Annotated in this window: 16 protein-coding genes; 11 read left to right on the top strand and 5 right to left on the bottom strand. The window is 63.9% G+C overall.

The genetic code is table 11. The annotated features are described in order from the left end of the window. Nucleotides 1-11: 11 nt before the first annotated feature. Both NKT36_RS16660 and NKT36_RS16655 read right to left on the bottom strand, forming a co-directional pair. Nucleotides 12-2258 (bottom strand): ATP-binding protein, encoded by a 2247-nt coding sequence (locus NKT36_RS16660; protein WP_327053512.1) that lies wholly within the window; start codon nt 2256-2258, stop codon nt 12-14. Nucleotides 2259-2269: 11 nt separating this feature from the next. Next, nucleotides 2270-2530 (bottom strand): hypothetical protein, encoded by a 261-nt coding sequence (locus NKT36_RS16655; protein ID WP_327053511.1) that lies wholly within the window; start codon nt 2528-2530, stop codon nt 2270-2272. Between the two features lie 322 nt (nt 2531-2852). On the opposite strand from NKT36_RS16655, the gene NKT36_RS16650 reads away from it, so the two are divergent. The 4 genes from NKT36_RS16650 to NKT36_RS16635 all read left to right on the top strand — a co-directional run bounded on the left by NKT36_RS16650 (nt 2853) and on the right by NKT36_RS16635 (nt 6572). After that, nucleotides 2853-3218 (top strand): hypothetical protein, encoded by a 366-nt coding sequence (locus NKT36_RS16650; RefSeq protein ID WP_327053510.1) that lies wholly within the window; start codon nt 2853-2855, stop codon nt 3216-3218. A 148-nt stretch (nt 3219-3366) separates the two neighbouring features. After that, nucleotides 3367-4161, top strand: coding sequence for a creatininase family protein (locus NKT36_RS16645; RefSeq protein WP_327053509.1), 795 nt, complete (start codon nt 3367-3369; stop codon nt 4159-4161). A gap of 165 nt (nt 4162-4326) precedes the next feature. After that, nucleotides 4327-5652 carry a sodium:calcium antiporter gene (locus NKT36_RS16640; RefSeq protein ID WP_327053508.1) on the top strand — a complete coding sequence of 442 codons (1326 nt, stop codon included), beginning with the start codon at nt 4327-4329 and terminating at the stop codon, nt 5650-5652. Nucleotides 5653-5711: 59 nt separating this feature from the next. After that, nucleotides 5712-6572, top strand: a complete 861-nt coding sequence (locus tag NKT36_RS16635) for a universal stress protein (RefSeq protein WP_327053507.1) — start codon at nt 5712-5714, stop codon at nt 6570-6572. Nucleotides 6573-6603: 31 nt separating this feature from the next. On the opposite strand, the gene NKT36_RS16630 is transcribed toward NKT36_RS16635, so the two are convergent. Continuing rightward, a complete protein-coding gene (locus tag NKT36_RS16630; protein WP_327053506.1) occupies nt 6604-7260 on the bottom strand; it encodes an O-methyltransferase in 657 nt (218 codons plus the stop codon). Between the two features lie 78 nt (nt 7261-7338). Between NKT36_RS16630 and NKT36_RS16625 the strand changes: the two genes are divergently transcribed. From NKT36_RS16625 to NKT36_RS16595, 7 genes are all read left to right on the top strand, one after another. After that, entirely contained in the window at nt 7339-7500 is a 162-nt protein-coding gene (locus tag NKT36_RS16625) for a hypothetical protein (RefSeq protein WP_327053505.1), read from the top strand. 65 nt (nt 7501-7565) lie between these two features. After that, nucleotides 7566-8051, top strand: coding sequence for a hypothetical protein (locus NKT36_RS16620; protein WP_327053504.1), 486 nt, complete (start codon nt 7566-7568; stop codon nt 8049-8051). Nucleotides 8052-8116: 65 nt separating this feature from the next. Continuing rightward, entirely contained in the window at nt 8117-8602 is a 486-nt protein-coding gene (locus tag NKT36_RS16615) for a hypothetical protein (RefSeq protein ID WP_327053503.1), read from the top strand. A 42-nt stretch (nt 8603-8644) separates the two neighbouring features. Then, complete coding sequence (locus tag NKT36_RS16610; RefSeq protein WP_327053502.1) at nt 8645-9334, top strand: triose-phosphate isomerase; 690 nt, start codon at nt 8645-8647, stop codon at nt 9332-9334. 58 nt (nt 9335-9392) lie between these two features. Further along, nucleotides 9393-10367 (top strand): aldo/keto reductase, encoded by a 975-nt coding sequence (locus NKT36_RS16605; protein WP_327053501.1) that lies wholly within the window; start codon nt 9393-9395, stop codon nt 10365-10367. 245 nt (nt 10368-10612) lie between these two features. Continuing rightward, a complete protein-coding gene (locus NKT36_RS16600; RefSeq protein ID WP_327053500.1) occupies nt 10613-11527 on the top strand; it encodes a malectin domain-containing carbohydrate-binding protein in 915 nt (304 codons plus the stop codon). Nucleotides 11528-11600: 73 nt separating this feature from the next. Further along, nucleotides 11601-12020 carry a VOC family protein gene (locus NKT36_RS16595; RefSeq protein WP_327053499.1) on the top strand — a complete coding sequence of 140 codons (420 nt, stop codon included), beginning with the start codon at nt 11601-11603 and terminating at the stop codon, nt 12018-12020. A gap of 54 nt (nt 12021-12074) precedes the next feature. On the opposite strand, the gene NKT36_RS16590 is transcribed toward NKT36_RS16595, so the two are convergent. Both NKT36_RS16590 and NKT36_RS16585 read right to left on the bottom strand, forming a co-directional pair. Beyond that, entirely contained in the window at nt 12075-12386 is a 312-nt protein-coding gene (locus NKT36_RS16590; RefSeq protein WP_327053498.1) for a HalOD1 output domain-containing protein, read from the bottom strand. A gap of 171 nt (nt 12387-12557) precedes the next feature. Then, nucleotides 12558-15503 (bottom strand): prolyl oligopeptidase family serine peptidase, encoded by a 2946-nt coding sequence (locus NKT36_RS16585; protein WP_327053497.1) that lies wholly within the window; start codon nt 15501-15503, stop codon nt 12558-12560. Nucleotides 15504-15536 lie beyond the last annotated feature (33 nt).

The following is a 15536-nucleotide window of genomic DNA, read 5'->3' as shown; positions in this document are numbered from 1 at the left end:
AAACATTTAGATTACGTATCAATTGCCGTAATTACTCGTTGGATTTGTTGATGTGCCTCTGTATTCTTAAAGTTAGTCATAATTTCGTCCTTGTTAGGGGTGTCAGAACTTAATGATGCTGTAATTAATTTTCCAGCGTCTCGGATGAATGCTGCTAAGGACGGATGATCATTCTGATTAAAGTAGATTGCAATTTCTCGAATTGCATCTTCTATGAGCTTTCGATCATGGGACAACGCTTTGTTTGATGTCCTTGTTTCATAGAAGCTTTGTATGAGGTCTAAAATAACTTCATTCATACCACTTTGGATGCCTCCAAAGGCGCCACGTTCTAACACCGCCTTTTCAATTGTACTCTCTGGGTCATCGGAAAGAAGTTCACCAGATTCACCACGTGGCATTTTGAATCGTTGTGTTAACGCCTTCGTCATATTCTTAGTGAAAATCCGATCACCATCATCTAATCCGAAGTGATCCTTTATGAACTTCTCGCGACACTTTGTGGTCTTCTTCACCATATCTTTCTGTTCAGTAGTAACATAACAGGCCTCCAGTGTGAATAATATAAATAGGTAAACTAATCCAGAGACAATATTTAATTCTTCATTATTATTTATCTTTCTGACTCTCTCTTTACTCTCTTTGAGAGTTTGAATGTATTTCTCAATATCGTCACCGTCGCCTTCAATAATTCTCACACACCTAACAAATTCAACAATTAGCTGCTTTTCTGGAGTTGAGGCTTCTAAATCAATCACATCAATTTCGCTTTTATCAGAGTCACCACCACCAATATCTATACTTTCTAAGTCAACCTCATCATTGTCAGCATAAAACACTCTAAGGTTGTTCAACACTCTATTTTCATCTATATCTGGATCCTGAAGGAGTTGATATATTTCCTCCTCTATTGTATCGTCTGAAGAGATTTCTTCAAGATGGAAATGTAACATTGAGCCTGCAGCGAAACATTCCGCTGTTGCTTCAGCAAATGATTCAATTGGTCCGCTCTCAGGAGATTCTTCAAACATGAGTGCCCAAATGAAATTTTGCACTGAGTCATTGAGGACATCCTGATCTAATTTATTTAAGTAAAAGCTAGCAACTGTCCGATGCTGTTGATTTAACTTCTCCTGACTTAGCGAGTTTTTGAGATGCTGATGTAGGAGATCGTGGGGTTGGTAGACAGATACTGATTCATGCGTCCCAATTCCCTCCAGTACAGATTTTCGATGTAAGGAGCGTAGCTGACGCCGAATGTGTGCTCTTGTCTCACCAGTAAGGTGTGTAATGATGTCCTCTCGGAACTCATCTAAAACGGAAATATCACGAAGGAATTGTTCCTGAGATTCTTCAAGTTGGTTGAGAAATGCGTCGTCAAGATACCGTCGAATCTCTCTTTCAGGAAGCCGATCTATCGCATCAGCGAGACCATGTTCATAGGCAGTCTGAGTAAACCGTTTCAGGTAATATGGATTTCCTGAAGTGGTTTCATGTACTGTTTTAATTTGCTCCTCTGTAGGTGAGAAGCCCGCTTCCTGCAAGTACATTTCAACTTCACGTTCTGAGAACTCACCAAGACGGATTTCTGCGATTGGAGAATCATAGCCTTCACACAGATCGCGGGTTCGTGACGCAACTATCCCTACAATTCCCTTTGGCATTTCCGAGGCTATCGAATGGAATAGCCTGTCAAACTCTGCCTTCTTTTCCCCAGGTATTTTATGGTATTCATCAAACAGTAGTAATAATCGAGTATCGGGGTTGAGCTGGTGAAATTGGTCCAAAAATTCGGTTAACAGATCAGAATAGGCTGGGGCGAGATTCTTATCTTTTTTCTCTGGAAGAGCTTTTTTGCTCAGCGATAATAGACTGAGATTAGGAGATATGATTCCTCCACCAGTAGAGATGTAATCTATTGCATTCTTCAGCTTTTGCGACTGTAAGATTTTGACGGCGCGTTCCGTCATCCTCCGTGTTACACTCTGAGGAACTTCCTCTCTCCACTTCTCCTCGAATTCGCTTGAGAAGTGCTCTATATTAGTTAGGCCACTATGGAATTGGAAATTTAGGATGTAGACGTCATCGTCGTTTTCAAACTCAGTTCGAATTTCCTCCAATATACTGCTTTTCCCATGTCCCCCTGGTCCGACTAATGAAAGGAAATGGCCTTTCTCTTCAGCCGACAGAACACAGTCGAATATCTTCTGCAACTGATCCTCACGGTCAACGCTATTCGGTAATTCTCTCTCAGACATATTATAGAAATCTAAATTTCCTCTTCTTCAATAGATTCTAGAAGTTGTTCAACATATTCCAGCTGTTTACGCACACGCTCAACCCGTTTTTCGACAATTCTTTTTTCCCCAGAAGCAATATCTGTACTAAGATAGTTCATTTCCTTACTGCACCAATTTAGTTCTGATTGGCCTATTTCAGCCGCCTTGGTTGCAGATACTTGATTAACCTTCTTTGTCCCGTCTGTTGGCAATATACCTAATTTGTTCGTCAGGTATTGACCAATTTTCATTTGTTCAAGGATACCCGCTTAGAGAATAGTGTAGGCTCTCAGTACTTATTCTTTGAGGAAATGACACACCTCCGACGACCAAGTATTCTCTTAGAAGTGGCGTCAATAAAGAGATGACCTCCGGGCAAGAGAAGATGTGTGCGAACCAAGGTATGACCGACTCAGTGATAATTGACCTTCATGAGTTATAGGTCTCTTATCGGAAGTAGCGTGAAATCGTCTGTTGAACTATCTAAACCCCAGAATCAGCCCCTTCAAATTCTTCGGTCTTTCCGGAAACCACCCTCCAGCAGTTTTGATACCTCCCTGTCTTCCCTCGAATATGAGCCAAGTAGAGGATAACCGGATCGACGAACACGGCTCGTCACAGGAAGAACTGACCGTGACCGAACTTGCTGGCGGCATCGCCGCCTGCGGGAGCGTCCGGAGCGGGAAGATCGTCGCGGAATCACTGCTTGACGTCGGCCAGAACTACCAGATGCTCCTTGGCATCGCCGACGACGCCGAACGAGCCCTCGTCTTCGACGAGGTCGACTGCGCCATCGCCGAGTTCACCTTCGACGGTGACGGACTGAACTGGCCACCCGAGCGCGTCATCGACCTGGAGTCCCCGCACGCCAGGGAAGCCCGTGCAGCTGTGGATGAGACACGCCTCGATTGGATGCATCCGAGGTTCCGCGAGGCGTAGCGGGGCGAGAGATGGGCTTTCCTGACGACGACCGGGTATAGAATCACCCACGACGATTCCAGCAGTTCCAGACCACGACCGCCGATCAGAATCACCATGCAATCGCCGGGAGAGCGGGATTTATGCGCCCGGAGTGTCCAGTTCGCGTATGTACCTCGCCGACCAGACCTGGCCGGAACTGGGCGACTACGTCGCGGAGGAGTCGGTCGCGGTCGTCCCGCTGGGGTCGACCGAACAGCACGGCCCGCACCTGCCGCTCGCCACCGACCACCTCATCGCGGAGGGGCTGGCGCGCGAAGCCGCCGAGCGGGCGGGTTACCTCTGCACGCCGACGGTCAACGTCGGCGTGAGCCCGCACCACAAGCAGTTCCACGGCACGATGTGGGTCGACCCGCCCGCGTTCCGCGACTACGTCGAGAGCTTCTCGCGCAACCTCACCTACCACGGCGTCGACCGCATCGTCTACGTCAACGCCCACGGCGGGAACATGGAGCACCTCCGGGAGGTCGGACGTCGCCTCCGCGAGGACGAGGTCGCCTTCGCCGTCGAGTGGATGTGGGACGAGTCCATCCCGGACCTCGTCGACGAGGTGTTCGAACGCAACGGGCCCCACGGCGGTCCGAAGGAGACGGCGATGATACAGCACCTCGCGCCCGAACTGGTGCGCGAAAAGAAGCTCGCGGAGGCACGCGACACTGGACTGCCGGACATCGCCGACGGCGACTTCCGCGTCCACGGCGCGCGCAACTTCTACGACGCCATCGACAACACGGAGAACGGCGTCCTCGGCGACCAGACCGACGCGACCGCCGAGAAGGGCGAGCGGCTGTTCGAGGCGGCGACCGACCAGCTCGTCGCGCTACTCGAATGGCTCGACGACAGCCGGTTCGAGGACCTGATGGCGAAGCCGCACGTCGACCCCCAGCCCGGCAGTCGGCGCTGACGGGCCGTGCGTCGCGGGTATCCACCGAGCGCTGCCGGCCGTGCACGTTGCCAGCCGTGCGCGTCGCCAGCCACGGGCGCTGCCGTCTGCCGCAGTCGCCGGCGAACGTCGGCCGGACGGCACCTACCGTTGTTCTAATGCCATTCGAGGGCGTGGAAGGCATGGATGAGTAGACAGACTCTCGCCGCCATCGGCGTCGCGTTCGCGCTGACGGCCCCGTGGTTCGTCGTCTGGAGCACGTCGTTCCACGCCGAGTCGACGCTGCTGACGGTCTTCCTGAGCGGCCTCGCCGTCCTCGGCGCGTCGTTCCTGCTCGCGTGGGGAGCCGAGACGGCGGAGAAGGACGTGCCGCGCGCGTTCGCCATCGCCGTGCTCGCGGTGCTCGCCGTCGCCCCCGAGTACGCCGTCGACGCCTTCTACGCCTGGAACGCCGGGCAGTTCGCCGGCACGCCCCGCGGCGCGGAGGCCGGCAACCTCGCCGTCGCGAACATGACCGGCGCGAACCGCATCCTCATCGGCCTCGGCTGGTCGGGCATCGCGCTGTTCACCGTGTTCCGCAGTCGCGCGGACGTGGACCCGAACGTGGTGAACCGGTCCGGGACGCTCGCCGACGCCGTCAGCATCGACCCCGACATCTCCCTGGAGATAACGTTCCTGTTCGCCGCGACCCTCTGGGCGTTCCTGGTGCCGCTGAACGGCGGCATCGACGCCCTGGACACGCTCTTCCTCGTCGGCCTCTACGTCGCGTACATCGGTGTGGTGCTCCGGGGCGACGTCGAGGAGACCGACCAGCACGTCGGCGTCCCGGCGTACCTCCAGTCGTTCCCGCGCACCCGGCGCGTCGCGACCGTGCTGTTGCTGTTCGGCTACTCCGGTGCGATGATCTTCACCGCGGTCGAGCCGTTCGCCCACGGTCTCGAGGAGATCGGCCAGAGCGTCGGGATACCCTCCTTTTTCATGATCCAGTGGGTCGCGCCGCTGGCCTCCGAGTCGCCCGAACTCATCGTCGTCGCCTACCTCGTCAACAAGGCGCGTTCGACGGCCGGGTTCAACGCGCTCATCTCCTCGAAGCTGAACCAGTGGACGCTGCTCATCGGCACGCTCGCCGTCGTCTACTCCATCGCCATCGGACAGTACGGGACGCTGCAGTTCGACGCGAAGCAGGCCGACGAGATCTGGCTCACCGCCGCCCAGTCGTACTTCGCGCTGTCACTGCTCGTCAACTACGAGATTTCGGCGCGCGAGGCCGTCACGCTGCTCGTTCTCTTCGTCTCGCAGGTCGCCCTGGAGTTCGTCATCATCCGCGACCTCCTCGTCCTCCCGCTGACGAGCAACGAACTCCTCGTCGCGTTCAGCGTCGTCTACGTCGTGCTCGGGACGGTCCTGTTCGTCGCTCGACGCGGCTCGCTCCAGGTCCTGCTCGGCCGCGCCGTCGACACCGTGACCGACGCGGTGTCGAGTCGCGGCGACCACCCACAGCGAGCCGACTGACGTCCCTTCCACCCGGATGGGGGCACACGCTTATGGTCGTCCGTGGGGAGACTCGAACCATGTTCGACCGCATCCTGATCGGCGTCGACGGGAGCGATTGCGCGCGGCGCGCCGCGACGTTCGGCTTCGAGCTGGCCGACGCGTGCGACGCGAGCGTCGACGTGCTCCTCGCAACCGGCGGCGGGTCGCGGTTCGGCGGTGGAACGGAGGGCGAGACCGAGACGGGACAGGACGTCCTCGACGAGACGGCCGCGCTAGCGGCCGATCGGAGCCTCGCCGTCGACACCCACCTCGTCGAGGGACGACCAGCGACGGTCCTCACCGAGTTCGCGGCCGACAGCGGCGCCGACCTCGTCGTCCTGGGTCGGCGGGGCCGGTCGGGGCTGGGCCAGCGACTGCTCGGCAGCGTCACGGAGCGAGTGCTGCGCCGGACCGACGCCCCGGTGCTGACCGTCGCCGAAGGGGGGACGGCCGGTGACGCCGAGGCGGCGTACGAGGACGTGCTCGTCACGACCGACGGGAGCGACGCTGCCGAGTGGGCTGGCCCGTACGCGGCCGAGATCGGACGGCGTTGCGACGCGACGCTCCACCTCCTCAACGCCGTCGACGTGCAGGGTGAAGCGGGCGTGTTCGACGCCGGCGGCGTCTCCGAGCGATTCATCGAGCGACTCGAACAGCGCGGCGAAGAAGCGATCGAGCGACTCGCGGACACCGTCGACGACGTCGATTACCGGACGACCGTCGTCCGAAACCCGCCCCACGAGGCCGTGGCGACGTACGTCGAGGACAAGGACGTCGACCTCGTCGTGATGGCCTCGCGAGGCCAATCCGGGCTCGCCGGCCAGCGCCTCGGCAGCGTCACGGGGCGCGTCCTCAGGACCGTCGACGTGCCCGTGCTGGTCGTCACGTCCGCGCCCTAGTCCCGCGACTGGCGGCTTTAGCTCTGGGAGACTAGCGGCGGTAGCTCACGGCGATGCCCTCGCCCAGCGGGACGACGCTCGTCTCGAACGCCGGGTCGTCGCGCACCGTCGTCAGGTACTCCGCGATGCCGCGCGACTCCGCGTCCAGGTCGGGGTCGCCACCCTCCAGCGCGTCGAGGATGGCGTCGAAGTCCTGTGCGCCGCTCACCATCGCGTTGTCCGCGACGACGACGCCGCCCGGTCGGACCTTCTCGCGGACTGCATCTAGAGCGTCCGGATAGCGATGTTTCTGGTGATCGACGAGCACCACGTCGAACGGGCCGTCGTAGCGCTCGATCGTCTCCAGCGCGTCGCCCGCCTCGAAGACCGCTCGGTCGGCGAACCCGCCCCGACGGAGATACTCGCGCGCCTCGTCCAGTTCGTCCTCGTCGTGTTCGGTGAGGACGACCTGGCCGTCCTCGGGGAGTGCGGCCGCGAACCAGTAGGCCGAGTAGCCGAACCCGGAGCCGAACTCGAAGACGCGCTCGGCGTCGACCATGCGCGCGAGCAGGCGGAGGAACTGCCCCACCTCGCGTCCGACGGTGGGGAAGTCCTCGCCGCGCGACTCCATCTCCCGTAGCGTCTCGTCCGGTTCGGCGATGGCCGCGCGGGCGAACCGTTCCGTCGCGTCCGGAAGCACGTCGGTCATGGCCGATGCGTCGACCGGCGGACTGATAAATCGTACCGGGACCGAAGCGTTCTTTCTTTCCGCCACCGAGCAACGCGTATGGGTCGCATCAAACGCATCCTGACCGTCCTGGTCGCAGTCGTCGCCGTGTCGTTCGCCGTCCACTACGCCCTCTTCGGCTCGCTCCCCCTCGGGAAGCCGCAACTGCTGGAGGACGACGAACCCACCGAGGAACCGCTCGACGTCACCGAGAACGCCTGAGGGCGTTCGACCGTCCCGTCGACAGAAGGTTTTTATTTCTCCGAGTAGAACCCGTATATTACCAGATGCGTCGCCGTCGCCTCCTTGGGTCCCTCTCCGCGCTCGTCACGGTCGGTCTGCTTGGAGCCGTGCTGCCGTTCGGGAGCGAATCGAACGCGACCGAACTCCGCGACCTGACCGTGAGCAACCACGACGACGAACCGCACGTCGTCCACCTCCAGGTCGAACACGACGGCGACCTCGTCCACTGGCAGTCCTACGACGTGGAGGCGAAGCACACGGTGTTCGGAGACGAGTCGGCGTACGACGTCGTGGGCGGGGCCGACGTGCCCTGTGCGTGGCCGGCCGAACCGGGACGCATCGTGCTCCGCGCCAGGGTCGACGACCGGTCGGAGTGGGAGACGTACGACCTCGGCGAGAGCGACGCCGACTGCCGGGTCGTCGAGGCGCACGTCGGACGCGACGGCCGGTTCACGTTCATGGTGAGCGGCGACTGTGCGTCGCGGGCGGACGAACCGACCGCCTGCGGAGCGGACGCCACGACGGAGTAAAGGTTCCGCGACCGGCACGGCTCCAGAAAACCTATATTTCTAACTTCCGTCGGCCGGCTTACCTGATGCGCCGACGCCGCCTGCTCGCCGCCCTCCCCGCGCTCGCCACCGCCGGCTGTCTCGGAGTCGACCTGCCGTTCGGGAACGGCTCTGACGCGACAGAACTCCGGGACCTGGTCGTGCGGAACATCCACGACCGGCCGCACGTCGTCCACCTCCAGGTCGAACACGACGGCGACCTCGTCCACCAGGAGTCCTACGAGGTCCGGGGCATGCGAACCGTGACCGAGGACGGGTCGACGTTCGACGTCGCTGGCGGGACCGACGTCCCCTGCGCGTGGCCGACCGACGCCGGGCGCATCGTCCTCCGCGGCCGCGTCGACGACCGCAAGAAGTGGAAGCGCCTCGACCTGGGCGAGAGCGACGCCGACTGCCTGTACGCCAAGGCGCAGGTCGAACAGGACGGCCGGCTCGTGTTCCTGACGAGCGCCCGCTGCGGTGAGCCCCCGGGGAACCGAACCCTCTGCGGGACGAACGACACGACGGAGTGAGCGTCGCAACCGCTATCCGGCCGGAGCGAGACGGCTCCGCCAGTGGCACTCGACTACCCGTACTTCCTGGTCAACGTCAAGACGTACCCCGGGACGGCCGGCGAGGAGGGGCTGGCGTTCGCCCGCACCGTCGAGCGCGTCGCGGCGGAGACGGACGCGCGGTTCGTCGTCGCGCCACAGACGCCCGACCTCCGGTTGATTGCGGCGGAGACGTCGCTGCCCGTCGTCGCGCAGGGGGTCGACGCCGACGAACCGGGGCGGCGGACGGGCGGCGTGCTGCCGGAGACGGTGGCGGCGGCGGGCGCGGACGGCGTCCTGGTCAACCATCCCGAGCGGCCTGCCGAGCTCGCCGCCATCGAGACGACGGTCGACCGCTGTCGTGAGTTGGGGCTGGAGAGCATCGTCTGCGCGAACGGGGTCGAGCAGGCGCGGGCGGTACTCTCGTTCGAGCCGGACTGCCTGCTGTTCGAGAAGCCCGAGGACGTGGCGACGGGACGCGCAATCAGCCGGACACATCCCGAGCGCGTCGAGGCTGTCGTCGACCTGGTCGCGGCCGAGCGTCCCGAGACGAAGGTGTTCCTCGGCGGCGGCATCAGCGGGGCGGCGGACGTCGCGGCGGCGTTCGACCTCGGCGCGGACGCGGCCGGCGCGGCGTCGGCGGCGGTGCAGGCCGACGACCGCGAGGCGTGGCTGCGCGCGGTCGCCGGGGCGATGCCGGAACGCGGCGAGTAGATCCGGCAAGCCGCGAGTGGACGCCCAGCTTTTTGGGCGCGCCGCGCGAGCGTCGCGTATGGAGTACACGACGCTCGGCGACACGGGCATGGAGGTCAGCCGCATCTGCCTCGGCTGCATGAGCTTCGGCACGAGCGACTGGCGCGAGTGGGTCCTCGACGAGGAGGAGAGCCACGAGATCATCGAGCGCGCCATCGACCTCGGCATCAACTTCTTCGACACGGCGAACATGTACTCCGGAGGCGAGAGCGAGCGCGTGCTCGGCGACGCCCTGGAGGGCCGGCGCGACGAGATGGTCGTCGCCACGAAGGGGTACTTCCAGATGGACGACGACGACCCCAACTCGGGCGGGCTCTCGCGGAAGGCCATCGAACAGGAACTGGAGAACTCCCTCGACCGCCTGGGGATGGACACCGTGGACCTCTACCAGATCCACCGCTGGGACGACGACACGCCTATCGGCGTCACGATGCAGGCGCTCGACGACGCGGTCCGGCGCGGGAAGGTCCGCTACCTCGGCGCGAGTTCGATGTGGGCCCACCAGTTCGCCGACGCGCTCCACACTGCCGACGAACTCGGTACCGACCGCTTCGTGACGATGCAGAACCACTACAACCTCGTCTACCGCGAGGAGGAGCGCGAGATGCTCCCGCTCTGCGAGCGCGAGGGCGTCGGCGTCATCCCGTGGAGTCCGCTCGCCCGCGGCTACCTCACCCGGCCTCACGAGGACATCGACGCCACGACCCGCGGCGAGACCGAGGAGCACATGTACGACCACCCGTACCGCGAAGGGGGCGGCAGGGAGGTCAACGAGCGCGCCCAGGAACTCGCCGCGGAGAAGGGCGTCACGATGGCCCAGATCGCGCTCTCGTGGCTGCTGCACAAGGACTGGGTCGACGCTCCCATCGTCGGCACGACCAGCGTCGAACATCTCGAGGACGCCGTCGAGGCGCTGGAGATCGACCTCTCCGCGAGCGACGTCGCCTACCTGGAAGAGCCCTACGAGCCCGTTCCCGTCTCCGGCCACGAGTAGCGGTGCGGCCGTTCCCCCGACAGCGTTCGTCGCGCCGGCGTACGGAGCCCCGGTGCTGGCCCGAGAACGTTGGCGAGGAATCGACCATCCGGCAGTCGGTACGTCGACCAGTAGCGCAGTCGAGATGAACCAGCAGCGCCGTTCGGGGTGATCCCGGCCGCGTTGCACTTTAGCTGGTGTATAATTAGTTCGTGAGGGTGTCGAACCTCGTTCGATGGCGAAACACACGCGAGGATGTGAGAAGAATGGCAGATGATTCGCGCGACGGGTTCACCCAGGGTGCGCTCGTCGGGGGCGGCATCGTCTTCTTCGTCGCCGGGACGATGATCCTCACGGGGATACCGAGTGGCGGCTTCGGCTCGGTGTCCGGCGGCACCCACGACGGGACGGCCGCCACGACGACGGAAGCCGTCACGACCGGCCCGGAGTCGACACAGGACCTCTCGATGACGACCAGCAGCGAGCCGACACGGACCCCATCAGCGACGACCGGGACGGAGACGACCACTGCGACGCCGACGGCCACCGCGACGCCGACGACTGCGCCGACCCGGACGACGGAAGCTCCGCAGTCGGAGGTGCGCTACCGTATCAACGTCGGCGGCGAACGGCTGAAAGCGTCGGACGGCGGACCGGACTGGCTTCCGGACACCGAGCGCAACCCGTCGTGGTTCGGGAACGCCCGCCTCAGTGGAAGCCGGACGAATCGGACGAGCGACCAAATCGCGACGACGTCCGCCGTTCCGGACGGGACGCCCGAGGCCGTGTTCCAGCGGCAACGGTACGACCCCGACGTGAAGGGAGATCCGACCGACGACGTCGAGATGCAGTATCGGTTCCCGGTCGAGAACGGCCGATACGTCGTCCGGTTGTACTTCGCCGAGACGTACTTCGGCGAGACGGGGTGGCGCGACTACAAGAAGTCGGGGCCGCGCAAGTTCGCGGTCGAGGTCGAGGACGAGACGGTGCTCGACGACTACGACGTGTACAGGGAGCTCGGCCACGACAGGGGGACGACGAAATCGTTCGCGGTCGAGTCGGAGGACGGCGTCCTCGACGTCGTCTTCCGGCACAAGAAAGGGGATCCGACGGTCGCTGGCATCGAGGTCGTTCGTGACGACGGCGAGGAGAGTGACGACGGCGAAGACGACGAGAGGTGAGACGAGGGCCGCGAACGCGGTGCTGGCTCCCCGACCCGAAGCGGTTTTGCGCGTGCTGGCTGGACGTCACGGTATGGAAGAACTGCAGGCACATCACTTCGGCGTGACCGTAACGGAACTCGACCGGGCCGTCGAGTTCTATCGAGACGTCCTGGGGCTCACCGTCCTCAGTCGGTTCACCGTCGAGGGACCGTCGTTCTCGACGGCCGTGGACGTCGACGGAGCGACCGGGCGCTTCGCTCATCTGGACGCAGACGGCGCGCGGATCGAACTCGTCGAGTACGAACCCGGGGGAGCGGGCAAGGCGGAAGATACGATCAACCGACCAGGGGCGAAGCACCTCGGCCTGGAGACCGACGACGTCGACGCCTTCTACGAGACGGTACCCGGAGACGTCGAGACGCTGAGCGAACCGCAGACGACCGAGAGCGGTTCGCGCATCCTGTTCCTCCGCGACCCCGAGGACAACCTGGTCGAGATCATCGAGTCGTAGCCGTCGTCGGCAGGTGCGACAGCCGGCGACCGGGCCGACGCGTCGCCCGGTCTGTCACTCGGCCGGCGGGTGGATGGCGATGTGGCCGTCGCTCTGGATGAACACCCGGTGTTCCTTGAACGTGAACGAGACGTGGCCGCCGGAGGGCGGCGCACCGTTGCTCCTCGGCCGGAACAGTCCGTCGAGGGCGTCGGGGTCGAACCGCTCGTACAGCGGATCCATCTCCGTCGGGTCCTCGTCGATAGCCTCCGCGACGGCCGTCATGACCGTCGTGCTGAGCGGTTCACTGCCCTCCCAGTCGTGTTGTGCATGGTACGTCCCCGGCCACGGCCCGGAACTCCACGCGTTGTCTTCTGTCTGACTCATTGCTGGACCACCCGTGCGACACGGGATTCGTACAACACGGCACAACGTACCCTTCAATAAATCCCTGTCAGACATGCAACCTGGCGTCGTCAGACACGCCAGCGGCAGAATGCAGGACGGGACGGGGGTAACTCCCCGGGGTGCGTCTTACGCGACGTGACGTCCGACGCGTCAGTCGTCCCGTTGGCCGACGACCGCGGTCGACCGGAGGTATCCCAGTTCGGGGGCGACGCGCCAGCGCTCGTCGAAGAATCCGGCGGCGCGAGCGGCGTTCCACCCCTGGTAGCGGACGGTGTCGTCGAAGATGGCGTAGTCGGGCGTCGCCGTCTGCGTCGGGATCCAGTTTCGGACGCGGGTGAGCCGGGCTCCCGCGAGCGACGTGCCCGTCTCGACCTGGACGAGCGACTCCGGATGCTCGGGGTTCGGGTAGACGAACTCCACGCCGAGGTCGCCCTCGTAGACGTTCCCCGCGACCGCCGCGCGGCCGTCGCCGACCTCGACCGGGAAACCGTCCGCGAGGCGCTGGTACACGGCGTTCGAGGACGGCCGTCCGAACAGCACGAGGTTGTACTCGCGCATGAGCGCGTCGTCGACCGCGGTGTCGGGGACGACCGTCGCCTTCGCCCGCGCTCGCTGGACGAGCCGCTGGGAGCGCACGTTCGCGAGGTTTCGGTTCGCGGTCGTCTCGGCGGCGTCGCCCTGCGTCCCGTAGACGAGGTAGTAGGGGTCGTGGTGGACCTCCTTGAGCGGGCCGTACTGCTCGGGGGACTTCCGGACGGCGGGCCAGTCGGGCGCAGTGCGAGACGCCGAGACGCCGTCGCGGAGGTCGAGGTAGATCCGCTGTTCGCCTCCTCTGCCGGGAAGTCGGACCGTCTCGCCGTTCACCGTGGCCGTCGGCGCGCCGCGAACGCGCACGTCAGTCTCGTGGAAGACGCGCGGGTCGACGGAACAGACGGCGACGTTCTCGGTGTCGATGCGGAGACCGTCCCCGGTCACCGCGGCGTCCACCTTCGTCGGGGCGTGGATCGTCTCCTGCTCGTGGACCGCGACCCAGTACTTGCGGTGCTCGACGCGGAGATTCGTCGTGAAGAGGTGGACGTGCTCGGGGTACGGGTCGCGGGTGGTCGACCGCAGGAACGTCCGCAGGTCGGGGTGGTTGACGCAGTCGGTCCCCTCGCCGATGCCGGCGTCCCACCAGTGTGGCTGGTCGGGAACCTCCAGGAACGCGACGTCGACGTCGTCGGGGTCGGGCGTGGAGTAACGCCGCCCGACCTCGCCGCGCACCGTGAGGCCGCGGTTGGCCAGCGCTCGGAGGTAGGTCCGGGGATGCAGCGTCGGGACCGAGGTGTCGGCGCCACCGTGCAGCGCGAAGACGGGGAGCGTGCCGTCGACCGCGTTTGCCGTCTTCGGCAGCGCGAGGTTCTTCTGGAGCGCCGTCTCCCCGACCGCCTTCAGCCGCGGGAACGAGTGGAGCTTGTCGCGGTCGAACGTCGCGGTGATGTAGGTCTCGTGGTCGGTCCACCCCGCCGAGGGGGCGAGGCCGGCGAACCGGTCGGGGTTCGTCAGGCCGACGTGCCAGGTTCCGTGGCCGCCCATCGAGTGCCCGGTGAGATAGACGGCGTCCTCGTCGACGTCGAACCGTTCTTTCGCCACCCGGATGGCCTCGAGGTCGTCGAGGCGACCCAGGTCCTCGTGGTCGTAGTTGACCGGCCCGCGCGCGCCGGGCGCGACGACGTAGGCGTCCTCGCGCTGGACGTTCGCGCCCGCCTGGTTGATGGAGGGGACGTTCGCGCCGTGCAGCGAGACGATGAGTTCGTACGGTCCCGACGACCCCGACGGTTCCCTGACGGAGAACTCCTGAACGCTCTCGTCGTGTTCGGAGACGAACGTCGTCTGCCAGCGCGTTTCGTCTCTGCTACGGATCCGGAGCGGAATCGCCCGCTCGTCGGTCGCACCGTCGACGCCGACGCGCGCAGTGACGGCCTCGTCGGCCGCCTGAACGGTGAACGACCCCCCGCCTGCCGTCCCGGCGGCCGACTTCGCGGCGTCGCTTCGCCCGACCGGGGCGGTCTCCGTGCTGGTCATCGCCAGGCCAGGGACCGTCTCCTCGCGTTCCACGTCGGCGGTTCCGGAGCCCTGGCTCCCCACCGGCCCGTCGGTCACGACCCGCGTGTTCACGCGCCGCGTCTCGAACGGTGCCAGCGGCGGGTCGACCGCGACGGTCCGCTCCTCGACCAGGTCGCTGTCCGGTGCGAACGTCAGCGTCGGCGTTCGCTCCTCGGCCGTCGTGTTCGTCACCCGGACGGATGCGGGACGGTCGGTCGCCTCGCCGACGCGCAGGTCCGGGAGGACGACGTTCTGGGGCGTCCCGCGGAACGAGGCGAGGTCGTTCACCTCCACGGGCGCGCGCGGCGGGCGGAACGTCACCGAGACGGAGCCGCTGGCGAAGGTCAGGGTGTTCTTCAGCAGGAGGTAGTTCGTCCCCTCCTCCAGCACGACGCCCGACGGCGGTTCCTCGTACCGCCGGCCGTTGAGCCACGCGACCGAGGCGTCCGTCTCCAGCACCGCGCGGCGCGTCTCGGACATCTCGAACGCCGCGACGGCGTAGCCGGTCGCATAGAGGACGCCGCCGACCCCGAACCAGTCCTGGAAGTCGTCGAACAGGCCAGCGCCGCCGAACAGCGGCGTCAGGCCGCCGTCCGTGGGGTCGACGCGGTCGGCGAAATCGAGCGGTACCGTCGACTCGCCGTCGGCGAGCGTCTCCGTCGCCCACTCGACTGTCGCACCGCCGGCGTACGCCGACTGGAACTGCTGGTCGGCGGCCGGTCGTTCGTCGCCGGTCGCGTACGCAGCCTCGCCGCCCTCGGGGAACAGCCACCCGGTCTCGACGCCGCGGCGCTGGTACTGGAAGGGGCCGACGGTGTGCCACTCGGAGGGCGTGAACGCCGCGTCGACGGGGTCGAGGTCGGCAGACCACGAGCGGTCGTCTACCGCCGCGTCGTCGCCTGCTGTCGCGGTGCCGACGGCCGCCATCGCGGCCGCCCCCGCGACCGACGACGTGAACGCTCGTCTGCTCAGTTCCACATCTGTCGCACGCCTGTCGTTACCATCCGCCATACAGGCGATACCCTCGAAAGAAACTAATTTCTA

This window comes from Halomicrococcus gelatinilyticus, assembly GCA_024227995.1.
Taxonomy (GTDB): Archaea; Halobacteriota; Halobacteria; order Halobacteriales; family Haladaptataceae; genus Halomicrococcus; species Halomicrococcus gelatinilyticus.
Note: the sequence above shows the minus strand (reverse complement) of the source record. Positions and strands in the feature narration are given on the sequence as shown.